Annotated in this window: 19 protein-coding genes; 13 read left to right on the forward strand and 6 right to left on the reverse strand. The window is 73.0% G+C overall.

Annotated features, from left to right (window positions below; genetic code table 11):
- Positions 1–43: 43 nt before the first annotated feature.
- A complete protein-coding gene (locus tag HUT10_RS47205; RefSeq protein WP_176177161.1) occupies positions 44–493 on the reverse strand; it encodes a universal stress protein in 450 nt (149 codons plus the stop codon).
- Between the two features lie 168 nt (positions 494–661).
- Here HUT10_RS47205 and HUT10_RS47210 point away from each other — a divergent pair, with 168 nt between their 5' ends.
- The 6 genes from HUT10_RS47210 to HUT10_RS47235 all read left to right on the forward strand — a co-directional run bounded on the left by HUT10_RS47210 (position 662) and on the right by HUT10_RS47235 (position 8,825).
- On the forward strand, positions 662–1,630 hold the full coding sequence (locus HUT10_RS47210; RefSeq protein ID WP_176177162.1) for a nitroreductase: 969 nt from the start codon (positions 662–664) through the stop codon (positions 1,628–1,630).
- Positions 1,627–3,870: a phosphoenolpyruvate synthase gene (gene ppsA, locus HUT10_RS47215; RefSeq protein WP_176177163.1), complete on the forward strand. Its 2,244-nt coding sequence runs from the start codon at positions 1,627–1,629 to the stop codon at positions 3,868–3,870. Before HUT10_RS47210 ends, ppsA begins: the two co-directional genes overlap by 4 nt.
- Complete coding sequence (locus tag HUT10_RS47220) at positions 3,867–4,769, forward strand: ABC transporter ATP-binding protein (RefSeq protein WP_176177164.1); 903 nt, start codon at positions 3,867–3,869, stop codon at positions 4,767–4,769. The genes ppsA and HUT10_RS47220 overlap by 4 nt, the downstream gene beginning before the upstream one ends.
- Entirely contained in the window at positions 4,766–6,358 is a 1,593-nt protein-coding gene (locus tag HUT10_RS47225) for an ABC transporter permease (protein WP_176177165.1), read from the forward strand. Before HUT10_RS47220 ends, HUT10_RS47225 begins: the two co-directional genes overlap by 4 nt.
- Before the next feature lie 18 nt (positions 6,359–6,376).
- Positions 6,377–7,741, forward strand: coding sequence for an MBL fold metallo-hydrolase (locus HUT10_RS47230; RefSeq protein WP_176177166.1), 1,365 nt, complete (start codon positions 6,377–6,379; stop codon positions 7,739–7,741).
- Positions 7,742–7,850: 109 nt separating this feature from the next.
- Entirely contained in the window at positions 7,851–8,825 is a 975-nt protein-coding gene (locus HUT10_RS47235) for a nitroreductase family protein (protein ID WP_176177167.1), read from the forward strand.
- Positions 8,826–8,828: 3 nt separating this feature from the next.
- Here the strand turns inward: HUT10_RS47235 and HUT10_RS47240 are convergent, their stop codons facing one another.
- On the reverse strand, positions 8,829–9,227 hold the full coding sequence (locus tag HUT10_RS47240; protein WP_176177168.1) for an HPP family protein: 399 nt from the start codon (positions 9,225–9,227) through the stop codon (positions 8,829–8,831).
- 185 nt (positions 9,228–9,412) lie between these two features.
- Between HUT10_RS47240 and HUT10_RS47245 the strand changes: the two genes are divergently transcribed.
- From HUT10_RS47245 to HUT10_RS47255, 3 genes are read left to right on the forward strand one after another with little or no spacing between them, the layout of a single operon-like run.
- Entirely contained in the window at positions 9,413–10,000 is a 588-nt protein-coding gene (locus HUT10_RS47245; protein WP_176177169.1) for a hypothetical protein, read from the forward strand.
- A 24-nt stretch (positions 10,001–10,024) separates the two neighbouring features.
- Complete coding sequence (locus tag HUT10_RS47250; protein WP_176177170.1) at positions 10,025–10,537, forward strand: universal stress protein; 513 nt, start codon at positions 10,025–10,027, stop codon at positions 10,535–10,537.
- 41 nt (positions 10,538–10,578) lie between these two features.
- Complete coding sequence (locus HUT10_RS47255; protein WP_254897354.1) at positions 10,579–11,247, forward strand: CBS domain-containing protein; 669 nt, start codon at positions 10,579–10,581, stop codon at positions 11,245–11,247.
- A 60-nt stretch (positions 11,248–11,307) separates the two neighbouring features.
- Here HUT10_RS47255 and HUT10_RS47260 read toward each other — a convergent pair whose 3' ends face one another.
- The 3 genes from HUT10_RS47260 to HUT10_RS47270 all read right to left on the reverse strand — a co-directional run bounded on the left by HUT10_RS47260 (position 11,308) and on the right by HUT10_RS47270 (position 14,940).
- Positions 11,308–12,789 (reverse strand): carboxypeptidase-like regulatory domain-containing protein, encoded by a 1,482-nt coding sequence (locus tag HUT10_RS47260; RefSeq protein WP_176177172.1) that lies wholly within the window; start codon positions 12,787–12,789, stop codon positions 11,308–11,310.
- Positions 12,790–13,229: 440 nt separating this feature from the next.
- Positions 13,230–14,267 (reverse strand): zinc-dependent alcohol dehydrogenase family protein, encoded by a 1,038-nt coding sequence (locus HUT10_RS47265; RefSeq protein WP_176177173.1) that lies wholly within the window; start codon positions 14,265–14,267, stop codon positions 13,230–13,232.
- A gap of 64 nt (positions 14,268–14,331) precedes the next feature.
- Complete coding sequence (locus tag HUT10_RS47270; protein WP_176177174.1) at positions 14,332–14,940, reverse strand: DoxX family membrane protein; 609 nt, start codon at positions 14,938–14,940, stop codon at positions 14,332–14,334.
- 208 nt (positions 14,941–15,148) lie between these two features.
- Between HUT10_RS47270 and HUT10_RS47275 the strand changes: the two genes are divergently transcribed.
- Positions 15,149–16,000 carry a universal stress protein gene (locus HUT10_RS47275; RefSeq protein WP_176177175.1) on the forward strand — a complete coding sequence of 284 codons (852 nt, stop codon included), beginning with the start codon at positions 15,149–15,151 and terminating at the stop codon, positions 15,998–16,000.
- On the opposite strand, the gene HUT10_RS47280 is transcribed toward HUT10_RS47275, so the two are convergent.
- Complete coding sequence (locus tag HUT10_RS47280; RefSeq protein WP_176177176.1) at positions 15,955–16,191, reverse strand: PLD nuclease N-terminal domain-containing protein; 237 nt, start codon at positions 16,189–16,191, stop codon at positions 15,955–15,957. The genes HUT10_RS47275 and HUT10_RS47280 overlap by 46 nt on opposite strands.
- Positions 16,192–16,340: 149 nt before the next feature.
- Here HUT10_RS47280 and HUT10_RS47285 point away from each other — a divergent pair, with 149 nt between their 5' ends.
- The 3 genes from HUT10_RS47285 to HUT10_RS47295 all read left to right on the forward strand — a co-directional run bounded on the left by HUT10_RS47285 (position 16,341) and on the right by HUT10_RS47295 (position 20,192).
- Positions 16,341–17,000: a CBS domain-containing protein gene (locus HUT10_RS47285; protein WP_176177177.1), complete on the forward strand. Its 660-nt coding sequence runs from the start codon at positions 16,341–16,343 to the stop codon at positions 16,998–17,000.
- A gap of 10 nt (positions 17,001–17,010) precedes the next feature.
- Complete coding sequence (locus HUT10_RS47290) at positions 17,011–18,255, forward strand: FAD/NAD(P)-binding oxidoreductase (protein ID WP_176177178.1); 1,245 nt, start codon at positions 17,011–17,013, stop codon at positions 18,253–18,255.
- Positions 18,256–18,335: 80 nt separating this feature from the next.
- Positions 18,336–20,192, forward strand: coding sequence for a DUF11 domain-containing protein (locus tag HUT10_RS47295; RefSeq protein ID WP_176177179.1), 1,857 nt, complete (start codon positions 18,336–18,338; stop codon positions 20,190–20,192).
- Positions 20,193–20,237: the final 45 nt, after the last annotated feature.

The raw sequence follows: 20,237 nt of genomic DNA on the forward strand, positions 1-20,237 counted from the left end.
ACTTCGCCTCGGAATTGCCACCAGCCGTGACGGCCTCCGGGGGTCACACCGACGCGAGCCGATTCGCTGCCTCCGGCGTGATGACCACGACCGGGCACCGCGAGTACCGCACGCACTCCCGGCCCACGCTGCCCAGCACCAGATCCGCCACCGCTCCGCCGCGGTGGGCGCCGAGCACCAGCAAATCCGCGTCCGCCGAAGCCGTCACCAGCTCCGTCGCCGGGTCGCCGTGGACCGTCCGGGTCTCCACCGATGCCGGGGTCTCGATGGCCAGCTCGCGCACGTGCGAGTCGAGTGAGAAACCGGTTTCGGGGACGCGGCCGTGCGGCTGGATCGCGAACGACGTGCCCGGCAGCAGCGTGTCCCGCGGCAGGACGAGGATCGCGCGGACCGTGTCGCCCTCGTGGGCGCCGATCTCGAGGGCCCACCGCAGAGCCGCGTCGCCGCGCGGTGAACCGTCCATGCCGACGATGATGACGCGACCAGTGCTCATGACTTCCTTCTTTCCTCTGCGACGGCCCATCGTGCGGCCGGGCGGCCGCGGCCCGGTAGGGGACGAATTCCGCCGGAGCGGAGGACTTTGTGCTCCGGTGCGGCCCCCGCCGGTCTCGCGACGATGACGTCGGCGGGGCATCGGGCTCCGCGCCGAGGAGTGACCGCGATGACCGTCCTGACCACGGAGCAGCTCGGCGTCCTCGCGCGCGCCGTCAGCCGGGCGCCTTCGGTGCACAACAGCCAGCCGTGGCAGCTGCTCGTCCGCGGGACCGAGGTCGACCTGCTCGAACGCCGGGACGTCCACCTCCGCCGGCACGATCCGTCCGACCGGGACCGCGTGCTCTCCTGCGGTGCCGCGCTGACCAACCTCGAACTGGCCGTCCGCGCGCTCGGCCGGGACTGCCACGTCGGCCTGCGGGACGACAGCGACGTCGTGGCCACGGTGACGATCGGCCGCCGGCGCGCCACGTCCACCCGCGCCTATCTGCTGTACCAGGCGATCGGCCGCCGCCGCAGTCACCGGCACCGGTTCTTCCACAGCCGCGTGCCCACGACCGTGCAGCACGCGCTGGTCGCCGCCGGCGAAACGACCGGTGTGCACATCGTCCGGCCCGCGCGGCTGGACAAGCTGGCCCAGCTCCTCGGTTTCGCCGCGCGGGTTCTTCGCGACGACCGCGGCTACCAGCGTGAACTCGCGGTGTGGACCGCACACACCCACGGCTGGGACGCCGCAGGTGACGGCATCGCCGGCGACGCGCTCGGCCCCGAACCGCTTCCGTTCGCGGGCATCGTCCGGCCCGGCACGCCGATTCCCGACGACGCCGTGCTCGCCGACCGGCTCGCCGGGGAGAACTGGCTGGTCTTCTGCACCGACGGCGACACCCGGCCCGACCAGCTGGCCGCCGGCGCGGCACTGGAGCGCACCTGGCTCACCGCGGCGTCGAAGGCGCTGGCCGGCTCGGTCATCACCCAGCCCCTGCACCTGACCGGCTTCCGTGCGCGGCTCGTGTCCGAGCTCGCGTTGCCCGGTGTCCCGCAGGCGATCTTCCGCTACGGCTACCCGGCCGTCCCCGCTGCCCCCTCGCCCCGGCTCCCGCTCGGCGAGCTGTTCGCACCTCCAGGAGGAACCCGATGACCTACGTACGCGACCTGGCCGAAATCCGGCTCACCGACGACGAGACCGTCGGGGGCAAGGGGGCCAACCTCGGCGAGCTGATCTCCGCCGGGTTCCCCGTGCCGGGTGGTTTCGTCATCTCCCGCGACGGCTACTGGGCCGCGCTGGAGAAGGCCGGCGTCCGCTCCGAGGTGGCCGACCTGCACGCCAAGGCTCTGGCCAATGTGGACGACGCGAACTTCCTGGCCGAGCAGTGCGACCGCATCCGGGACCTCGTCCGGCTGGCCGGGCTGACCGGCGAGCTGCGGGAGGAGATCGCGCAGGCCTACCGCGAGCTCGGCGCGTCGACACCGGTCGCCATCCGGTCCTCGGCCACCGGCGAGGACGGCGCCGAAGCGTCGTTCGCGGGCATGAACGCCACCTACACCAACATCTGGGGCGACCACGCCGTCGCCGAGCACGTCGTGGACTGCTGGACGTCGCTGTTCAGCCCGCGCGTCGTCAGCTACCGCGCCAGCCGCGGGTTCACCGGCGAACCGGCGATCGCCGTCGTCGTGCAGCGGATGATCCGCTCCGAGCGTTCCGGCGTCATCTTCACCGCCGACCCGCGCACCGGCGACCGCGATCGCGTCGTCGTCGAAGCCGTGTTCGGCCAGGGCGAGGCGATCGTCAGCGGCGCCGTCGAGCCCGACACCTACGTCGTCGGCAAGCAGGAGCTGCTGATCCTCTCGGTGCGGATCGGGAAGCAGACCCACAAGATCATCGCCGACGAAGGCGGCGGCGACGTCACCATCCAGCTGCCGGAGCCGGCGGGCGGCCGCCGGGTGCTGAGCGAGACCGTCGTGCTAGAGCTGGCCCGGATGGCCACCCGCGTCGAGGAGCATTACGGCGTGCCCCAGGACATCGAGTTCGCGATCGCCGACAGCGAGATCTTCCTGGTGCAGTCCCGGCCGATCACCACGCTGCCGCCGGTCACGCCGGCGAGCACCGTCGCGCTCGTCACCGGGCTCGGCGCTTCGCCGGGCGAAGGCAGCGGCGCGGTCCGCGTGCTGCACGACCCGGTCGAGGCCAAGCACCTGCGCGACGGCGAGATCCTGGTCGCGCCGATGACCAACCCGGACTGGGTGCCCGCCATCCGCCGGGCCGCCGCGGTGGTCACCGACGGCGGCGGGATGACCTGCCACGCGGCCGTGGTCGCCCGGGAGCTGGGTGTTCCTGCCGTGGTCGGTACCGGCGACGCCACCCGTGTGCTGGTGGACCGCAGCCTGGTCACCGTCGACGGCACCCAGGGTGAGGTCCGCCCGGGCGCGGCCAAGAAGGCACCCGCGCACACGGCACCCGTCGTCGCCCCGGTGGCCCCGGAAGCCATCGGCACCAAGCTCTACGTCAACCTCGCCATGCCCGAGCACGCCGAAGAGGTCGCCGCGCAGGCGGTCGACGGCGTCGGCCTGCTGCGCGCGGAGTTCCTGCTCACCGAGGCGCTCGGCGGGCGGCACCCGCGTGACCTGCTGGCCAAGGGCGAAGAGCGGTCCTTCGTGGACGAGATGGCGGAGTCGCTGCTGAAGATCACCAAGCCGTTCGGCACCCGCCCGGTCGTCTACCGCGCCACCGACCTGCGCAGCAACGAGTTCCGCGGGCTCGCCGGCGGCGAGGAGTTCGAGCCGGTGGAGAGCAACCCGATGATCGGCTACCGCGGCTGCTACCGGTACGTGCGCGAGCGCGACCTGTTCGCCCTCGAACTGGAGACCCTCGCCCGGGTGCGCGAGCAGACGCCGAACCTGCACCTGATGATCCCGTTCGTGCGCACCAAGTGGGAGCTGGAGGAGTGCCTGGAGCTGGTCGACACCAGCCCCCTCGGCCGGCAGCGCGGCCTGCACCGCTGGGTGATGGCCGAGGTGCCCTCGGTCGTGCACTGGCTGGGCGAGTACGCCGGGATGGGCATCGACGGCGTCTCGATCGGCAGCAACGACCTCACCCAGCTGATGCTGGGTGTCGACCGCGACTCGGGGCAGTGCGCGGAGCTGTTCGACGAGGCCGACCCGGCGGTGCTCGACGCGATCGAGCGGATCGTCCGGATCGCCCGGCACAAGAACATCACGTCGTCGCTGTGCGGCCAGGCGCCCTCCACCAAACCGGGCTTCGCCGAGCACCTGGTGCGTTTCGGCATCACGTCGATTTCCGTCAACCCGGACGTCATCGGCCCCGCCCGCGCGGCGATCGCGTCGGCCGAGCGGCGGATCCTGCTGGAGGCCACCCGATGAGCGCGGCGATCGAGATCCGCGGCTTGCGCAAGTCGTTCGGGCGCACCCGCGCGCTCGACGGGCTCGACCTGACCGTCGAGGCGGGGGAGGTGCACGGCTTCCTCGGGCCCAACGGGGCCGGGAAGACCACGACGCTGCGGCTGCTGCTGGGTCTCCTGCGCGCCGACGGCGGCGAGATGCGGCTGCTCGGCGGGGACCCTTGGCACGACGCCGTGGCGCTGCACCGGCGCCTGGCCTACGTGCCGGGTGAGGTGTCGTTGTGGCCGAACCTGACCGGCGGTGAAGTGATCGACCTGCTCGGCCGGCTGCGCGGCGGCCTCGATCCGGCGCGCCGCGCGCGGTATCTGGACCGGCTCGAGCTCGACCCGCGGGTCAAGGGCCGCGCTTACTCGAAGGGGAACCGGCAGAAGGTCGCCGTCGTCGCCGCGCTGGCTTCCGACGTCGAGCTGCTGCTGCTCGACGAACCGACCGCGGGGCTCGACCCGCTGATGGAGGAGACCTTCCGGGAGTGCATCCGGGAAGAACGGGAGCGGGGCCGCACGATCCTGCTGTCCAGCCACATTCTGGCCGAGGCCGAGGCCCTGTGCGACCGCGTCAGCATCATCCGCGCCGGCCGGGTGGTGGACGCGGGCAGCCTCGACGACCTGCGCCACCTCACCCGTACGACGATCACCGCCCGGGTGGCGGGGGCGCCGGACGGCCTCGCCACGCTGCCCGGGGTGCACGACTTCGCCGTGGACGGTTCCGACGTCCGGCTGACCGTCGACACCGCCGCGCTGTCCCCGGTGCTGGCCGCGCTGGGGCAGTGCGGGGTGCACAGCCTGGTCAGCCGTCCGCCGACTTTGGAAGAGCTGTTCCTGCGGCACTACCGCGGCGAGCGGGAGGCGGTGCCGGCATGAGCGGCGTCTTCGCCGGCACGGGCGCGCTGATCCGGCTGGCCCTGCGCCGCGACCGGATCCGGCTGCCGGTCTGGATCCTCGTGTTCGCGGCGACGGCGGCGTCCGCGGCGGCCGCCACCATGGCCGTCTACCCGACGGACGCCGACCTGCACGCGGCGGCGGCCGCCATCAACGGGGTGCCGTCCCTGCGCGCCCTGTACGGGCCGGTGCACGAGCCGACGCTCGGCGCGACCTCGGTGTTCAAGCTGACCGCGTTCGGGGCCGCCCTGGTCGGGCTGGTGATGATCTTCACCGCGGTCCGGCACACCCGGGCCGAGGAGGAAGCCGGACGGCGCGAGCTGCTCGGCTCGACGGTGGTGGGCCGGTATGCCGGGCTGGTCGCCGGGCTCGCCGTGACGGCGGGCGCGAGCGTCGTGCTCGGGTTGACCACCGCGGCCGCTCTCGCCGCGACCGGGCTGCCGGCCGGCGGCTCGCTGGCCTTCGGGCTGTGCTGGGCCGCCGCGGGCCTGGTGTTCGGCGGCGCGGCCGCGGTGACGGCCCAGCTGACCAAGAGCGCCCAGTCCGCTTCGGGCCTGGCCGTGCTCTTCCTGGTCGCCGCCTACTTCCTGCGGGCGGTGGGCGACTCCGCCGGTCCGGGGTGGCTTTCCCGGCTGTCGCCGATCGGGTGGAGCGAAGAGGTCCGCCCGTTCGCCGGTGACGTCTGGTGGGTGCTCACCGTCCCGGCCGTCGCCGCCGCGGCGCTCGGCGGGGTCGCCATCGCGCTGGCACGGGCCCGGGACCTCGACGCGGGCCTGCTGCCCGACCACCCGGGCCCCGCCGGGGCCGGCCGGTCGCTGGGGAGCACCGGGGGACTGGCGTGGCGGCTCAACCGCGGCACGCTCGCGGTGTGGACGAGCGCGTACGTCCTGCTGGGGCTCGTGTGCGGCAGCCTGGCCGGCAACGTCGGCTCGATGCTGACGAACGCCCAGGCGCAGGCCATGATCACCGCGCTCGGTGGCGAGAAGGGGATCTCGGACGCGTTCCTCGCGGCGGAGCTGGCGGCGAGCGGGGTGATCACGTCGGCCTACGTGGTTTCCGTGCTGGCCCGGCTCCGCGCCGAGGAGCGGGCCCTGCGCGTCGAGCCGCTGCTGGCCGCCGCGGTGGACCGGCGCCGGCTCCTGGGCGGCTATCTCGCCTTCGCCGCCGGGGCACCCGCGGTCCTGCTGACCGCGCTCGGGCTGGCGGCCGGGCTGACGAACGGCGCCCACCTGGGCCGGGTCGGGCCCGAGGTGGCCCGGCTGATCGGCGCCGCGCTCGCGCAACTGCCCGCGGTGTGGGTGCTGGCCGGCATCGCGACCGTCGTGTTCGGCCTCCTCGGCCGGGCGCTGACCGCCGCGTGGGTGGCGCTGGTGACGTTCCTCCTGCTCGGCGAGTTCGGTGTGCTGCTGGAGTTCGACCAGTGGGTGCTCGACCTCTCGCCGTTCACCCACTCGCCGAAGCTGCCGGGCGGGACCGTCCAGGCGGCGCCGCTGCTCTGGCTCACGGCGCTGGGCGCCGCGCTGGTCGTGGCGGGGGTGACCGGGTTCCGCCGGCGTGACATCGCCGGCTGATCCACGAAGGGAGTCTCGATGTCCGATGGATCCCGCGCCGCCGCGCTCAGTGCCGCCCGCCGTGCTTCCGCGCGCTACCGCACCAGCCCGTGGCCGGGGCGGCTGCACGTGACCGCGCACCACCCGGCGCACGCCGATCCGCTCCTGACGTTCCTGGGCGGCGCCCGGTACCTGCTGGCGGCGGACACCACGCTGCTGGTCGGCTGCGGGCTCTTCGAGGGGCCGGAGACGGCGTGGCGCCACAACTTCTCGCCGGGTCCGGACGAACTGCACGCGGCCGACGCGGTGATCCTGCCGAGCGCCGACCTCGGGCACGCCGGATTCCTGCCGCAGCTGGTCGCCGAAGGCTGGCACGGGCCGGTGTTCGCGACTCCGGCCACGGCCGCGCTGCTGCCGGTGGTGCTGTCCGATGCCGCGAAGCAGTTCGCCGAAGACGCTGCCCAGGTCTGCCCACCGCCGCCGGGTGTCCCGCCGTTCCGCGCGGAGGACGTCACCCGCGCGCTGGCCCTGGTCCGGCCGGTGGAATTCGGGTCGCTGCACCGCTTCGGCGGCGTGGAGATCGAGTTCGGCCGCGCCGGCGGCCTGCTGGGCGCAGCCTGGGTGCGGGTGCGGGCCGGCGGCCGTTCGGTGGTGTTCGCGGGCCCGCTGGGGACGGCGGACCACCCGCTGCTGCGGGCACCGGACCCGTGTCCCCGCTCCGACGTGCTGGTCTTCGCGGCACCCCGGCCGGCTGCCGGCGGCCACCTGCCCGGCCGGTTCGCCGCGGCGATCCACCGCGCGGTGCGGCGGGGCGGGTGCGTGGTCGTCCCGGTTTCGGTGGACGGTGGCGTCGAGGTGCTTCGAGCGCTCACGGAGACCGGGCAGCTCCCACCGGTGCCGGTGGTCCTGGACGGCGACCTCGGTCTCGACGTCCACCGCAAGGCGGCAGGCGAGCTGCGCCGCGGTGCGCGTGTGCCGGCTCCCCGGCTGCGGGCGGAACCCCCGGACGGGCCGTCGGTCATCCTGGCCGGTCTGGGGACGGCGGACTCCGGGCGCGTCCTCCGGCACCTCGCCCGGGTGCTGCCGGATCGCCGCGGCGGAGTCGTGCTGTGCGGACACCCGGCGCCGGGGACACGCGCGGCGCAGCTCGCGAACGGTGCCCGCCACCTGAAGATCCACGGCCGGTACGTCCCGGTCCGCGCGGAGGTGACCGCACTCGGCGGCACGGGTGCGTTCGCCGGCCCGGAGGAAGTCCTCGCGTGGGCGACCGCCACCCCGGCGCCCGAGACGGCGTTCGTGGCCGAGGGGGACGCGGAAGCAGCGCAGGCGCTGGCGAAGGCGCTGCACGCGCAAGCGGACTGGTGCGCGGTGGTTCCCGAGGAGGGTGAGCGAGTGCTGTGCTGACACCGGGAAGGCCTTTGGTCCTCCCCGGACGTGACGCGCGGCCGTCGCGGCGCCCGGCGGCCTCCGGTGATGCTGAAGGCGCCCGTTCCCCGGACACCGGAGCCCGACGATGAGCCGACCACTGCCCAGCGTGTTCGACCAGGCCCTCGCCTCGGCCGTGCGCGCGCCGTCGCCGCACAACACCCAGCCGTGGCGGTTCGTCGTCGAGGACGAAGTCGTCGAGGTCTGGCTGGACCGGGAGCGCGTTCTCGGGGTCGCGGATCCGCACGGGCGGGAGGCGCGGCTGTCCTGCGGCGCGGCCGCCCTCAACCTGCAGATCAGCCTGCGGGCCAACGGGCTCGCCGCGGTCGTGCGGCTGCTGCCCGACCCGGCCGAGCCCGACCTCGTCGCGGTGATCCGGCTCGACGGCAACGAGAAGGCCACCGCGGCCGAACGCAAGCTCGCCGAGGCCGTGTTCCGCCGGCACACGAACCGGCGGCCGCTGCTGGACAAGGAAGTGCCGCCGGTCGTGCGGGACACCCTCAAGTCGGCGGCCCTGCACGAAGGCGGGCAGATCGAGTACCTCGACGCGTCCGGCCGGTACACCCCGGTCGCCTCCTTGGTGCGGCAGGCCGAAGCACTGCAGGCGGACGACGACGAGTTCCGCGCCGAAGCCGCGTTCTGGACCCACCGCGAGCCCGAAAGCCCTGACGGCGTGCCGAAGATCGCGTCCGGGCCGCCGTCGCACGGCCACGGCATCGTCTCGCTGCGCGCGTCGCACGAAGACCAGGACCTGCCCGCGCGCGAGTACGAACAGGAACCCCTCCTCGGTGCCGTGCTCACCCGCGATCGGGGACCGCACGCGGAGGTGCGGGCCGGAATGGCCATGCAGCGGGTCCTGCTCACCGCGACCGCCGAAGGCCTGGCGACGTCGTTCCTGTCCCAGCCGTTCGAGACGCCGCGCACGCGGGAGTCGCTCGACCGCCTCTTCGCCGGAGCCGGGCAACCCCACACGCTGCTGCGCATCGGCTACGGCTACCCGACCCGGCTGACCGGCCGCCGCCCGGTGCACGAGGTGCTGACCCACCGGACCACGGCCGGGTGAAGCTCAGCGGCGGACCGATGCGCGCAGCACGTCCTGGAAGGTGATCATCCCGACGACGTGCCCGCCCTCGACGACCGGCGCCGAACGCACGCCGGCGTCGGTCATCCGCCGCGCCAGCTCGCCGACGTCGGTGTCCGCCGGTACCGCCAGCCCGCTCGTGCGCATGACCGCGCCCACCGTGCGCGGGCCGCCGTCGAGCAGCACGCCGGTGTCCGGGTCGCCCGGCGGGGCCGGCACCCGCAGGATGTCCACTTCGGACAGCAGGCCGAGCAGCCGCCCGTCCGCGTCGACCACCGGCATGGTGGTGAACCCGTGCGCGGTCATGACCTTCGCGGCCTCTTCGAGCGTCGCGGTCGGCGCCAGGGCGAACGTCGGGGTGGTCATGATGTCGCGTGCGCGCATGGTTCCTGCTCCGTTTCCTGCGGGTGTTCCGACCATCCCGCGGGTGCCGCGGACGGCACAGGGTCCTAAGTCCCCGGCGCGGCCGCCGACGGACTCCGGTCCGGGGCCCAAGGCCTCTTCGGTGGACCCGGACGTCCGGTGATCCTGGAAGCGGGAAGGGAACACCGAAGGAAAGGACGCCCACCATGAACCGGATCGCGCGGATGTGGCGCACGCTGGTCCCGCCCCGGGGTTCGGTGGCGCGCCCCTCGGACCGGCTCCAGGGTGGCCTGCTCGCCCTGGTGGTACTGCTCGCCCTCGTCGCGTTGCCGGCCGCCGCGAGCGTCGGCTCCGAGACGTTCGCGCGCCAGCAGGCGCAGTCGGCCCAGGAGCTGGCGGAGCGCACCCTGGTGACCGCGACCCTGCTCGCCGACGGCCCCGAAATCAACGTGAACTCGCGGACCGGCTCCCTCGGCGGCGGCGCACCCACCGACGCGACCTGGGTGCTCCCGGACGGAACTCGCCGCGTCGGCCAGGTCGTCGCCGACGAGGGCACGCTCAAGGGGCACCGGCTCGACGTCTGGGTGGATCGCGACGGCAACCCGGTGGACCCGCCGCTCAGCAGCGCGGCCGTGGTGATCGACGCCGCCGGCGTCGGGCTCGGCCTGTGGCTCGCGGCGCTGATCCTGCTGGCCGTCGCCTACCGGCTTTCGGTGTTCTCGCTCGACCGCTTCCGCTACGCACGCTGGCAGCAGGAGTGGTTCGCCGACCAGGACCGCAAAACCCGTTCTTGAGGACGAAGAGAAGGTGAAACCGACATGACCACGGCAAACCAGGGCGACATCGTCGTCGGCGTGGACCACTCGGCGATCAGCGCGGCCGCACTGCGCTGGGCGGTGTCCGAAGCGGCGGTGAGCGGCCGGCAGGTCGTCGCGCTGCGCGCGTGGACGTTCGAGCCGGTCTACGACCTCGGCGCGGCGGTCGCCGGGACACCGCAGACGGTCGCCGACCGTGAACGGCGCCAGCTGGACGAGGTCGTCGGCGAGGTGCGGGCCGAGCACCCGGGCGTCGCCGTCCGGGCCGAGCTGGTCGAACACTCGCCGACGGTGGCACTGGAGGAGGCGTCGAAGACCGCTTCGATGCTCGTCCTCGGCAGCCACGGCCACAACCGGTTGCTGAAGCTGCTGGTCGGCTCGGTCGCCGAGCACTGCCTGCGCGAAGCGAGCTGCCCCGTCGTGGTGATCCCGGCGCGGACGGTCCCGGAGCCGGAGAAGGACGAGAAGCCGGAGCCGGAGCCCGCGGCCGGGTACTACCCCGGGCCGCTGCTGTGAAGGAGGTCGAGATGCCCAGTCACCGCAAGGTGGGCTCGGTCATGACGACCGAAGTGACCACCGTGGGCCCGGACACGCCGTTCAAGGCGGTCGCTCTCCTGCTGGCCGGCTGGAACATCAGCGGGGCGCCCGTGGTCGACTCCGGCGGCAAGGTGCTCGGCGTCGTCTCACAGGGTGACCTGCTCGAGCGCGAGGCCCCGCACGGTCTGCTCAAGCCCGGTTCCCGCCAGGCGAAGCGCAAGGCGGGCGCGGCGTTCGTGGCGGACCTGATGACGGCCCCGGCGGTCGTCGTCCGCGCGGACGACGACGTCACGGTGGCCGCGAAGCTGCTCGAGGAACACCATTTCCACCGTCTGCCGGTGGTGGACGACGAGGGCAAGCTCGTCGGCGTGGTGTCCCGCTCGGACCTGCTGCGGGTGTTCCTGCGCACGGACCGCGAGATCCGGGACGAGGTCCGGGAGGAGGTGCTGCTGCGGGAGATGGCCATGGACCCCGCTTCGCTGTACGTCTCCGTGCACAACGGCATCGTGACCCTCAACGGCACGGTGGAGCGGCAGAGCATGATCCCGGTGATCGTGGCGCTGGTCCGCCGGGTCGACGGGGTGGTGGAGGTGCGGCAGACGCTTCGAGGCCGGTTCGACGACCGGGGCGTGTCGCCGACGCCGTCCGGGCCGCCCGGGGTGCTGAGCCGGAAGCGGCCGACCTACTGAGAGCCACGGAGAAGCGGCCACCGTCCGAACCGGACGGTGGCCGCTTCTCCGCGTGACCGGCTACGGCCACCGCCGCCGGGTGAGGAGCACCAGCCCGGTGCCGATCACGACGGTCAGCAGGCCGCCGAGCGCGAGCCACGTCACCTCGACGCCGGTGGTGGCCAGGCCGGCCGGCGGTGCGGGTGCGGTGCCGGGCCGTGGCTTCGCCACGACCGTCCCGGCGCGGGCGGGCCGGCTGCCGGGCGGTGGTGCGGCATCGGGATCCGGCTGGTCAGGGCCGGGGATGACGAACAGGCGATGCTGCCGGTAAGGGTAAGGGTCGAGCCCGTTTTCGCCGTCGCGCACCAGGAACTCCGGATCGGTGTACACCAGCTGCCACGGTCCGACGACGCCGACGTCGTAGATGCCGGCCGGCACCTGGTGGAAGGCGAAGTTGCCCGCGGCGTCGGTCACCGCCCGCGTGACGACTCTTCCGGTGACCTGCTCGCGGAGGTAGACCTTCACCCCGGGCAGCGGGTCGCTCGCGGGCAACCCGAGCTGTGGCTTGTAGCGGAAGAGCCCGAGGTAGCCGACGACTTCCGGAGCGACGCCGCCGGGAACCCGCGCGGTCGCCCCGACGGAGGTCACCGGCCCGTTGACGGACGGCGGCGCCCCGACCGCGCACCAGACGCGCATGTTCCCTTCTTCAGCGGCTTGCTCGGTGATCCGGACGGTGAGCTCGAACATTCGGCTCGAGCCTGCGGGCACGGTCACGCCAGGCCCGCCCACGGCCAGCTTCCCGGTGTCCACTTGACCTGATGCGGTCGCCCAGCACTCGGCGGTCAGGTCTGTCAACGGCATCGGCCCTTTGTCGGTGAGGGTCAGGGTCAACCGCGCGATATCGTTCACCCGGTACGACTCGCGGGTGAACGCCGCGGACGTGGACAACCAGAGGGCGACCGACGGCGTGCCGCGAATCAGCACGTCCGGGTCGTCCACCCCGGTCACTTGGACGCTCGATAGTGGCAGGTACCAATCGGTGTCGGCGAACGACGTCGCGTAGCCGCCCGCCGGCAGGTCCGGGAACGCGAAGTGGCCGCCGGCGTCGGTCACCGCGGCCCGCTGGACGAGGGGGTTTCCCCTGAAGATGTCGACCCGGATACCGGCGAGGGCTTCGTCGGGATCCATCGCGTGGTTGCCGTTGCGGTCGCCGTAGACGGTTCCGCGGTAGCTGCCACGGAGGTAGGTGACCGGCACCGACGCGGTGACGGTGTTGTCCGCCGGGTTCGCGTCGGGCGGCCCGCCCGGCGACCCGACCGTGACGGTGAGGACCAGCGGGCCGGATTCGGTGGTGACGTACCCGGTCACGCTGTTTTCGACCGTCTGTCCCGGCGCGATCGGTGGCACCGGCGCCCAGTACACGCTCGACAGGTTCCCCGTGGAGCTGATCCGAACGTCGGTCGCGAGAGCGGTGCCCGCGTTGGTGATTCCGGCGTGCGCGGTGATCAGCTCGTGGGCGAAGTAGGCGGTCTTGTCGAACCACACCGACAGCCGAAGGTCCACCGGCACCGACGTGGGGGCAGCCGGTCCGGGCGCCGTGGAGGCCGGTGTGCTCGGCCCCGAGCCGGGTGGGGAGGACTCGGTGGCCGCAAGTGCGGTCGTGGACGGCCGGGAAGCCGCAGCCGATACGGATGTCGTCGGTTTGGTCGGCTCCGGTCTTGACGGCCCGGGCGCTGCCGTCGTCGTGGCACTTGCCCGATCGTGATCGGCAGCGGGCACTTCGGAATGCGGCGCTTCCAGGCTTTCGGCGGCCACCGGTCCGGGCGGCCCGCTGCTCTCCCCGAACGCGGGCCCAGTCGAGGCGGCGATGCAGAGCGCGATCGCTGCGAACACGGCTGCGGCACACCTTGGCCATCGTGACATCAGCTCCTCCTTCTCGTTCGCGCACGCACCTCGATGCGGCCGCCGGTGCGCACATCGGCGGCCGCCCGTGGCGTCGCGGTTCAGCTGCGGAACAGCGCGACCTTCAACGCGTTGCTGTCCTGCGGGTGGGCGAAGACGTCGTAGGCCTCGTCCATCTCGTCGAGCCCGAACCGGTGCGTGACGAACCGGCTCGTGTCCAGACGGCCCGCTGCGAGCATCCGCAGCAGCATCGGCGTGCTGGCCGTGTCGACCAGGCCGGTCGTGATCGTCACGTTCTTGATCCACAGTTCTTCGAGGTGCAGCGTCACCGGCGCGCCGTGCACGCCGACGTTCGCCACGTGCCCGCCCGGGCGGACCAGCCGGGTGCACAGCTCGAACGTCTCCGGGACACCCACCGCCTCGATCGCCACATCGGCGCCGAGCCCGCCACTCGCCTCGGCCACCGCGGCCGCCGCGTCGCCCGGCTGCACCAGTACGTCCGCGCCGAACGACTTCGCCGCGTCGAGGCGGGCCGGTTCCTTGTCGACCACGATGATCGTGCTCGGGGCGAACAGCTGGGCGTTGGTGATCGCGGCCAGCCCGATCGGCCCGGACCCGACGATCACCACCGTGTCGCCCGGCTTCACCCCGCCGCCCGCGACGCCGACTTCGTACGACGTCGGGACGATGTCGGCGAGCATCAGCGCCGACTCGTCGCTCACCCCGGGCGGCAGCACGTAGGTGGAGGTGTCGGCGAACGGGACACGAGCGTACTCGGCCTGGACGCCGTCGGTCGTGTGCCCGAGGATCCACCCGCCGCCGCCGAGGCACTGGCCGTAGGCCGCCTTCCGGCAGTATTCACACCGGCCGCAGGCGGAGATGCACGAAACCAGGACCTTGTCGCCGGCCTTGACGCCGGTGACGGCGGACCCGGTCTCGACGATCGTGCCGACCGCCTCGTGGCCGAGGATCCGGCCGCGCTCGACCTCGGGCACGTCGCCCTTGAGGATGTGCAGGTCGGTGCCGCAGATGGTGACCGCGTCGACCCGGACGATCGCGTCCGTCGGCGCGGCGAGCCCGGGGTCGGCGTGGTCGGTCCAGCTGCGCCGGCCCGGTCCGTCGTACACGAGTGCTTTCATCGTTGTTCCTTCCGGGCAGGGGAAAGGGCGCCCGCCGGGTGGCGGGCGCCCAGGGGTGAGGTGTTCAGCGCAGCCACTTGCGGTCGCCGGCGAGGTCGGCCCAGCGACGGCCGAGGCCCCACGTGTTCCCGGCCGCCGCGGCGGCCAGCGCGATCAGGACGAGCGCGTAGACGATGTGGTAGTCGACGATCGGGTTGGTCGAGTGGGTGGCCTCGCCGGTGCTCGTGCTCTGCGCGAGCGGCCATTCGGCGGCCCACATCATGAGCATCATCAGCGAGCCCGCGGCGGCGCTCAGCCGGAGCCCGACGCCGGCGATCACGGCGATGCCGATGCCGGCCAGGCCGAGCATGAACAGCCAGTCGGCCCACCAGGTGCCGGCCCAGGAGTGGAACATCGACTGGAACGGCCCGGCGTCGACGCCGGACAGGAAGCCCTTGGTCGGCGAGCCGCCGTTGATCCAGGCGCCCTTCGACGGGGTGGCGTAACCCCAGCCGAACAGCTTGTCGAGGAACGCCCACAGGAAGACGAACCCGGTGGCGATGCGCAGGACGGCCAGGGATTTCCCGGCGACGGCGGGACCGGCGACGAAATCGGGGACCGGCGCCGGTTCGGTGACCCGGTGAGCCGGGGGCGGGGTGGGAGCCGTCTTCTGAGCGTCCGGCTTGATGGACATGGCAAACCTCCGTTCCTTCGGTGATGCGGTCAGTTTCTTCCGGTGGCACCAGGGTTTCCGGAGTCGAAAGTCCCCGGCCGGGAGGCCCTTGGGTGCCGGTTGGCGAGGACCGCGCGCGAAGGACCGAAGTCCTCCCGGAACGGGGCGGAAGCCTCACGCGCGCGAGGGCGGAGGCCGGTTGGCTTCCGGGAGGTGAAAGGGGAATCGGATGAGCGGCACGAAACTGGTGGTCGGCGTCGACGGCTCGGCGGGCGCACTCGCGGCGGTGCGGTGGGCCGCGCGCGTTGCCCGGGCTCGGCGGCTCGGCCTGCGCCTGGTGCACGCGCTCCCGGAACTGCCCGTGCCCTACCCGAGAGCGGATCCGACGTACGTGCAGCTGCTGGAGGCGGCCGGGACACAAGGACGGGCCATACTGGCCGAAGCTCGTGACGCGGCTTCGGGCGTCGAGGCCGAAACGGTGTTGCGGCCCGAACGGCCCGCCGACGCCCTGGTCGCCGAATCCGACGGCGCCGCGCTGCTCGTGCTCGGCACGCCGGGACTGCGGCCGCTGGGCCGGGTCCTGGTCGGATCGGTCACGGTGGCGCTCGCCGCGCACGCGCGGTGCCCGGTCGCATTGATCCGCCCACACGCCGGCGAGGACGAGCCATCCGCCGAAGGGCCGGTCGTGGTCGGCGTCGACGGCAGCCCGGCGAGCGAGGAAGCCATCGCAGTCGCGTACGAGGAGGCGTCCTGGCGGGGCGCTCGCCTGATCGCGGTGCACTGCCGGCACCGTGACGGCTGGTGGGACACGGGGACGGCCGCCGAGGAGTACGCCCGGGAACTGCTCGCCCAGCGGCTGGCCGGCTGGGGCGAGAAGTACCCGGACGTGGTGGTGGACCGCGAGGTCGTGGCCGGTCGCCCGGCCGAGCGGCTGCTCGACTTCGCCGACCGGGCCCAGCTGCTGGTCGCCGGCAGCCGGGGCCGGGGCGGGCTCGGCGGGCTGGCGCTCGGGTCGACGAGCCAGGCTTTGATGTCCTACGCGCTCTGCCCGGTGGTGGTGGCGCGGCCGCGCGCGAAGTAGGCCACCGGGCCGGCGAAGTTCACCGCGATCACCAGGGCCCACAACCATTTCGGGCCACGAACCTGCGTGGCGGGCCGGTGCGCGAGGTCCCACCACGCGGCGGCGGCGAGCAGCAGCTGGACGCTCGCGGCGAGGCGGATCCGGCCGCGCTGCCGGGGACTCAGGTCGCGCCACCGCTTGTGGCCGGTCATGGGGGTCTCCTTTCGCCGGGTGTTCCAGGCAAGGGCATCGGCGGGCACGGGCAAAGGGGCGAAAGACCCCTCGCCCGGGGACCCTCGCCCGCAGCCCGGCGGCAGTGGGACTTCCTAACGTGAAGAGAACCGTCTGACGGAGGTGTGCGATGCGCGGTCCGCAGGTTTCGGATCTGATGACCTGGCCGGTCGTGACCGCCGGTCCCGGGACGACGTTCAAGGAACTCGTCTCGCTGCTGGCGGAGCGCGGCATCGCCGCGATTCCGGTGCTCGACGAGCACCGGCGTCCGATCGGCGTGGTCGACGAAGCGGACCTGCTGGCCCGCCACCGCGGCGACAGCAAGCCGGAACCGGTCTTCTGGAAGCGCCGGGTGTGGACGAAGGCGCAGGGGCTGACCGCGCGTGAGCTGATGACCCGGCGCGTGCCGACCGTCGCCAAGGACGAGCCCGTGGCCGGCGCCGCCCGGCGGCTGGTGGAGGCGAAGCTGCGCCGCCTGTACGTCGTCGACGGCTCCGGTCGGCTGATCGGTGTCCTCGCCCGCCGGGACGTCCTGCGCGCGTTCCTGCGCCCGGACGAGGAGCTGAAGGAGATCATCGAGCGGGACGTCCTGCGGCGGCAGATCTGGGTGGAGCCGCCGATGGTCACGGTCCGGGTCGATGACGGTGTCGTGACGCTGAGCGGGGTGATCGACCGGCGCAGCGAGGTGGAGCGCGCGGAGTGGCTGACCGAGTCCGTGCCCGGTGTGGTGGCGGTCCGCAACCGCTTGAAGTACACGCAGGACGACGGCGCGGCCGCCGGCCTGCGCTGAGGAGGCGGCGATGAAACGCATCGTCGTCCTCGGCGGGGGAACCGGGGGAACGCTGGCGGCGAACCGCCTGTGCCGCGACTTCGGCGACGGCGCGCGGATCACCGTCGTCGACCGGGACGATCACCATGTCTACCAGCCGGGCCTGCTGTTCGTGCCGTTCGGGACGGCCGACGCGGACGACCTCGTCCGGTCGCGCCCCCGGCAGCTGGCCGACGGGACCGGCTATCACCGCAGCGCGATCGAATGTGTCGACCTCGACGCCGCGCGCGTGCACCTGGCCGACGGGACCGTGCTGCGCTACGACGCGCTCGTGATCGCCACCGGGGCGCGACTCATGCCGGAGAGGACCCCAGGACTCACCGGGCCGGGCTGGCGTTCTCACGTCGACACGTTCTACGACCTCGACGGCGCGGTGGGCCTGGCTTCGGCGCTCGCGGGGTTCGACGGCGGCCGACTGGTGGTCGACGTCCTCGGGTTGCCCGTCAAGTGCCCGGTCGCCCCGCTCGAGTTCTGCCTCCTCGCGGACTGGTTCTTCACCGGGCGCGGCGTCCGGGACCGGGTCGAGCTGACCTTCGTGACGCCGCTGGGCGCTGCGTTCGCCGAGCCGGCGGCCGCCGGGGTGTTCGCCGAACTGCTGGCGGCGAAGAACATCGAGCTGGTGACCGGCTTCGCCACCCGCGAGGTCGACGGCGGCGCCGGGCGGCTGGTGTCCGCCGACGGCCGGAAGGTCGCCTTCGACCAGGCGGTGGTCGTCCCGCTGCACGGCGGCGCGTCCTATGTGGACCGTTCACCCGGCCTGGGGGACGAGCGCGGGTTCGTCCGCGCCGACGAGCACACCCTGCAGGCCGAGGTGAAGGACAACGTCTTCGTGATCGGGGACGCCGCGGCGCTCCCGGCGGTCAAGGCGGCCTCGGTCACGCACTTCGAGGGCGAAGTACTGGCCCGCAACGTCGGGCAGCTCCTGGACGGCAGGCCGCTCGACGCGAGCTTCGACGGGCACGCCACCTGTTTCGTGGAAAGCGGGTTCGGCAAGGCGCTGCTGCTGGACTTCAACTACGAAACCGGGCCGCTCCCCGGCCGGTTCCCGGCGGAGACGGGACTGCCGCTGCTCAAGGAGTCCCGGCTCAACCACCTCGGGAAGCTGATTTCCCCGTGGTTCTACTGGCACCACCTGCTGCCCGGCCGCGACCTTCCCGGTCTGTCGAGCGCGATGCCACGCGCGGGCAAGCAGTTCCCGGAACCGGCCGGACGCTGAGCACCCGGTTCCTTCCCGCTCGAGCTCTCCGGACCACGCGCACCGCGGCCGGCGGAGGCCGCGCAACGGGAGGAGTGAGGATGAAACGGATGTCCCGGGTCGCCGCGGCGGCCACGGTGGCGGCGGCGATGTCCCTCGGCGTCTCGGCCGGGCCGGTGTTCGCGGCGGAGACCGAGACGCCGGCTTCCACGGTACCGGCGGTGGGTTCCCCGCCACCGTCCACCGCGGAAACGCCGACCACGAAACCATCGCCGACCTCGAGACCGGCGCCGACGACGAAGCCGACGCCGACCACCAAGCCGTCGCCGGCCCCGACTTCGACGGCCAAAGCGTCGCCCACATCGGTGAAGCCGTCGGAGACGGCGGTGAAGGACCCGCCGTCGTCCGCACCGGCGCCGAGCACGACGCCGGTGTCGACGACTTCGGCCTCCGCGCCACCCGCTGCCGCGGAGGATCAGCCCGACCTGCGGCTGACCGTGGCGTTCGGCCAACCTTCCTACCGGCCGGGCGACACGGTCGTCGTTCACGCGACGGTGACTAACACGGGTGGCGGCACCGCCACCGGAGTGCGGTTGACCGATTCGGGGACGCTGACGTCCCACACCTGGAGCACCATCAACGGCGGGAACGCCGTTCTGGCGCCGGGGGAGACGGCCGAAGCCTACGCCTTCGCGTACATCGAAGATGTCAGCGAGAACGTGGTGCGGTTGACGGTCGAAGTCACCTCCACCGAGCCTGACGCCGACCTGGCCGACAACTCGGTCACCGTCACGGCCCCGCTCACGGTGGTGCGCGGCGGGTTCACCGGGATCGCCTATGGTGACCACAACCGCAACCACGTGATCGACCCGGGTGAGACCCTGGCCGGTCTGGTCGTCCGCGCCTCGGGGCCGTCGGCCCCCGGCAAGTACTTCGATGCGACGACCGACAGCCAGGGCCGGTTCGCGTTCCACGACATGCTCGCCGGCTCCTGGACGCTCTACGGTGTCTCCGCGGACTGGAAGTTCGCCGGCGTCACCGTGGAGGTGACCGGGGACAGTGAGCCGGAAGTGGTGGTCCGGGGCGAGTACGACATCACCGGCTGGCTCACCGGATCCGCACGGTTCTCGGCGCCCACCTACGCCGAGGGCGACACCGCCCGGTTGATCGTCACGGTGGCCAACAGCGGACGGGGCCCGGTTCCGGGCCTGACCGCGAACTGCTGGACGAGCGACTACAGGGCACCGGTCGGCTTGGGTGAGCTGAGCCCGGCCGGTCCAGGCGGCACGGTACCGGCGGCCTCCGCACGGGACTTCGAGATCACCATCCCGGTGCGGCAGGAGTCCGTCACCGCCGGGTACCTGGAGGCCCGCTGCACCGTCTTCTTTCCCGAGTCCCTGGGTTACGTCGAGGTGACGGCGGCCACCCGGATCCCCGGCGCGAGGGCGACCAAGTCCGTCGGGTACGTCGTCACCCCGGTCTACAGCTGTGGGTGTCACCCGCAGTACGAGGGGCTGTCCGGCCTGAAGGTTTACCTGCGCAACCAGGTGACCGGGGCGATCGTGGCGCGTGCGGTGACCGGGCCGGGTGGGTACGTCGCCTTCTTCGACCTGCCCGCCGACCGCTATGACGTCGGCGTCGTCGGCCCGTGGCAAGGGCAGTGGGGCCGGACGCAGATGTGGCTCGTTCGCGGCGGCGATGACGGGTTCTACCCGCCGAATTGGGTGGTGCTCGTGCCCGGACCGGACCAGCCCGATCCGGACGCCGTTCCGCCGGCGGCGAAGCCATCGGCCGGTGCACCCGCTCGGCCCGCACCTGCCCGACAGGTTGTCGCGGGCCGTGAGACCGGCCGTCTCGCCTCGACCGGCGTGGACGTCGGGTGGCTCGCCCTGGGCGGAATGGTGACCTTCGTCGCCGGCGCGTCCTTGGTACTCGTCAGCCGCCGCCGATCGAGTTGACGGATCGGTCCGGCACAGCAAGGTCCCCGGCCACCGGTCACGTCA

Source organism: Amycolatopsis sp. Hca4, from assembly GCF_013364075.1.
Lineage (GTDB): Bacteria > Actinomycetota > Actinomycetes > Mycobacteriales > Pseudonocardiaceae > Amycolatopsis.

Bases quoted from the DNA above. Each gene is read 5' to 3' on its own strand.
- HUT10_RS47280 (WP_176177176.1), bottom strand. From the start codon at position 16,191: ATGACCGGCCACAAGCGGTGGCGCGACCTGAGTCCCCGGCAGCGCGGC.
- HUT10_RS47235 (WP_176177167.1), top strand. From the start codon at position 7,851: ATGAGCCGACCACTGCCCAGCGTGTTCGACCAGGCCCTCGCCTCGGCC.
- ppsA (WP_176177163.1), top strand. From the start codon at position 1,627: ATGACCTACGTACGCGACCTGGCCGAAATCCGGCTCACCGACGACGAG.
- HUT10_RS47245 (WP_176177169.1), top strand. From the start codon at position 9,413: ATGAACCGGATCGCGCGGATGTGGCGCACGCTGGTCCCGCCCCGGGGT.
- HUT10_RS47255 (WP_254897354.1), top strand. From the start codon at position 10,579: ATGACGACCGAAGTGACCACCGTGGGCCCGGACACGCCGTTCAAGGCG.
- HUT10_RS47250 (WP_176177170.1), top strand. From the start codon at position 10,025: ATGACCACGGCAAACCAGGGCGACATCGTCGTCGGCGTGGACCACTCG.
- HUT10_RS47270 (WP_176177174.1), bottom strand. From the start codon at position 14,940: ATGTCCATCAAGCCGGACGCTCAGAAGACGGCTCCCACCCCGCCCCCG.
- HUT10_RS47210 (WP_176177162.1), top strand. From the start codon at position 662: ATGACCGTCCTGACCACGGAGCAGCTCGGCGTCCTCGCGCGCGCCGTC.
- HUT10_RS47230 (WP_176177166.1), top strand. From the start codon at position 6,377: ATGTCCGATGGATCCCGCGCCGCCGCGCTCAGTGCCGCCCGCCGTGCT.
- HUT10_RS47295 (WP_176177179.1), top strand. From the start codon at position 18,336: ATGAAACGGATGTCCCGGGTCGCCGCGGCGGCCACGGTGGCGGCGGCG.
- HUT10_RS47205 (WP_176177161.1), bottom strand. From the start codon at position 493: ATGAGCACTGGTCGCGTCATCATCGTCGGCATGGACGGTTCACCGCGC.
- HUT10_RS47275 (WP_176177175.1), top strand. From the start codon at position 15,149: ATGAGCGGCACGAAACTGGTGGTCGGCGTCGACGGCTCGGCGGGCGCA.
- HUT10_RS47225 (WP_176177165.1), top strand. From the start codon at position 4,766: ATGAGCGGCGTCTTCGCCGGCACGGGCGCGCTGATCCGGCTGGCCCTG.
- HUT10_RS47220 (WP_176177164.1), top strand. From the start codon at position 3,867: ATGAGCGCGGCGATCGAGATCCGCGGCTTGCGCAAGTCGTTCGGGCGC.
- HUT10_RS47265 (WP_176177173.1), bottom strand. From the start codon at position 14,267: ATGAAAGCACTCGTGTACGACGGACCGGGCCGGCGCAGCTGGACCGAC.
- HUT10_RS47290 (WP_176177178.1), top strand. From the start codon at position 17,011: ATGAAACGCATCGTCGTCCTCGGCGGGGGAACCGGGGGAACGCTGGCG.
- HUT10_RS47240 (WP_176177168.1), bottom strand. From the start codon at position 9,227: ATGCGCGCACGCGACATCATGACCACCCCGACGTTCGCCCTGGCGCCG.
- HUT10_RS47285 (WP_176177177.1), top strand. From the start codon at position 16,341: ATGCGCGGTCCGCAGGTTTCGGATCTGATGACCTGGCCGGTCGTGACC.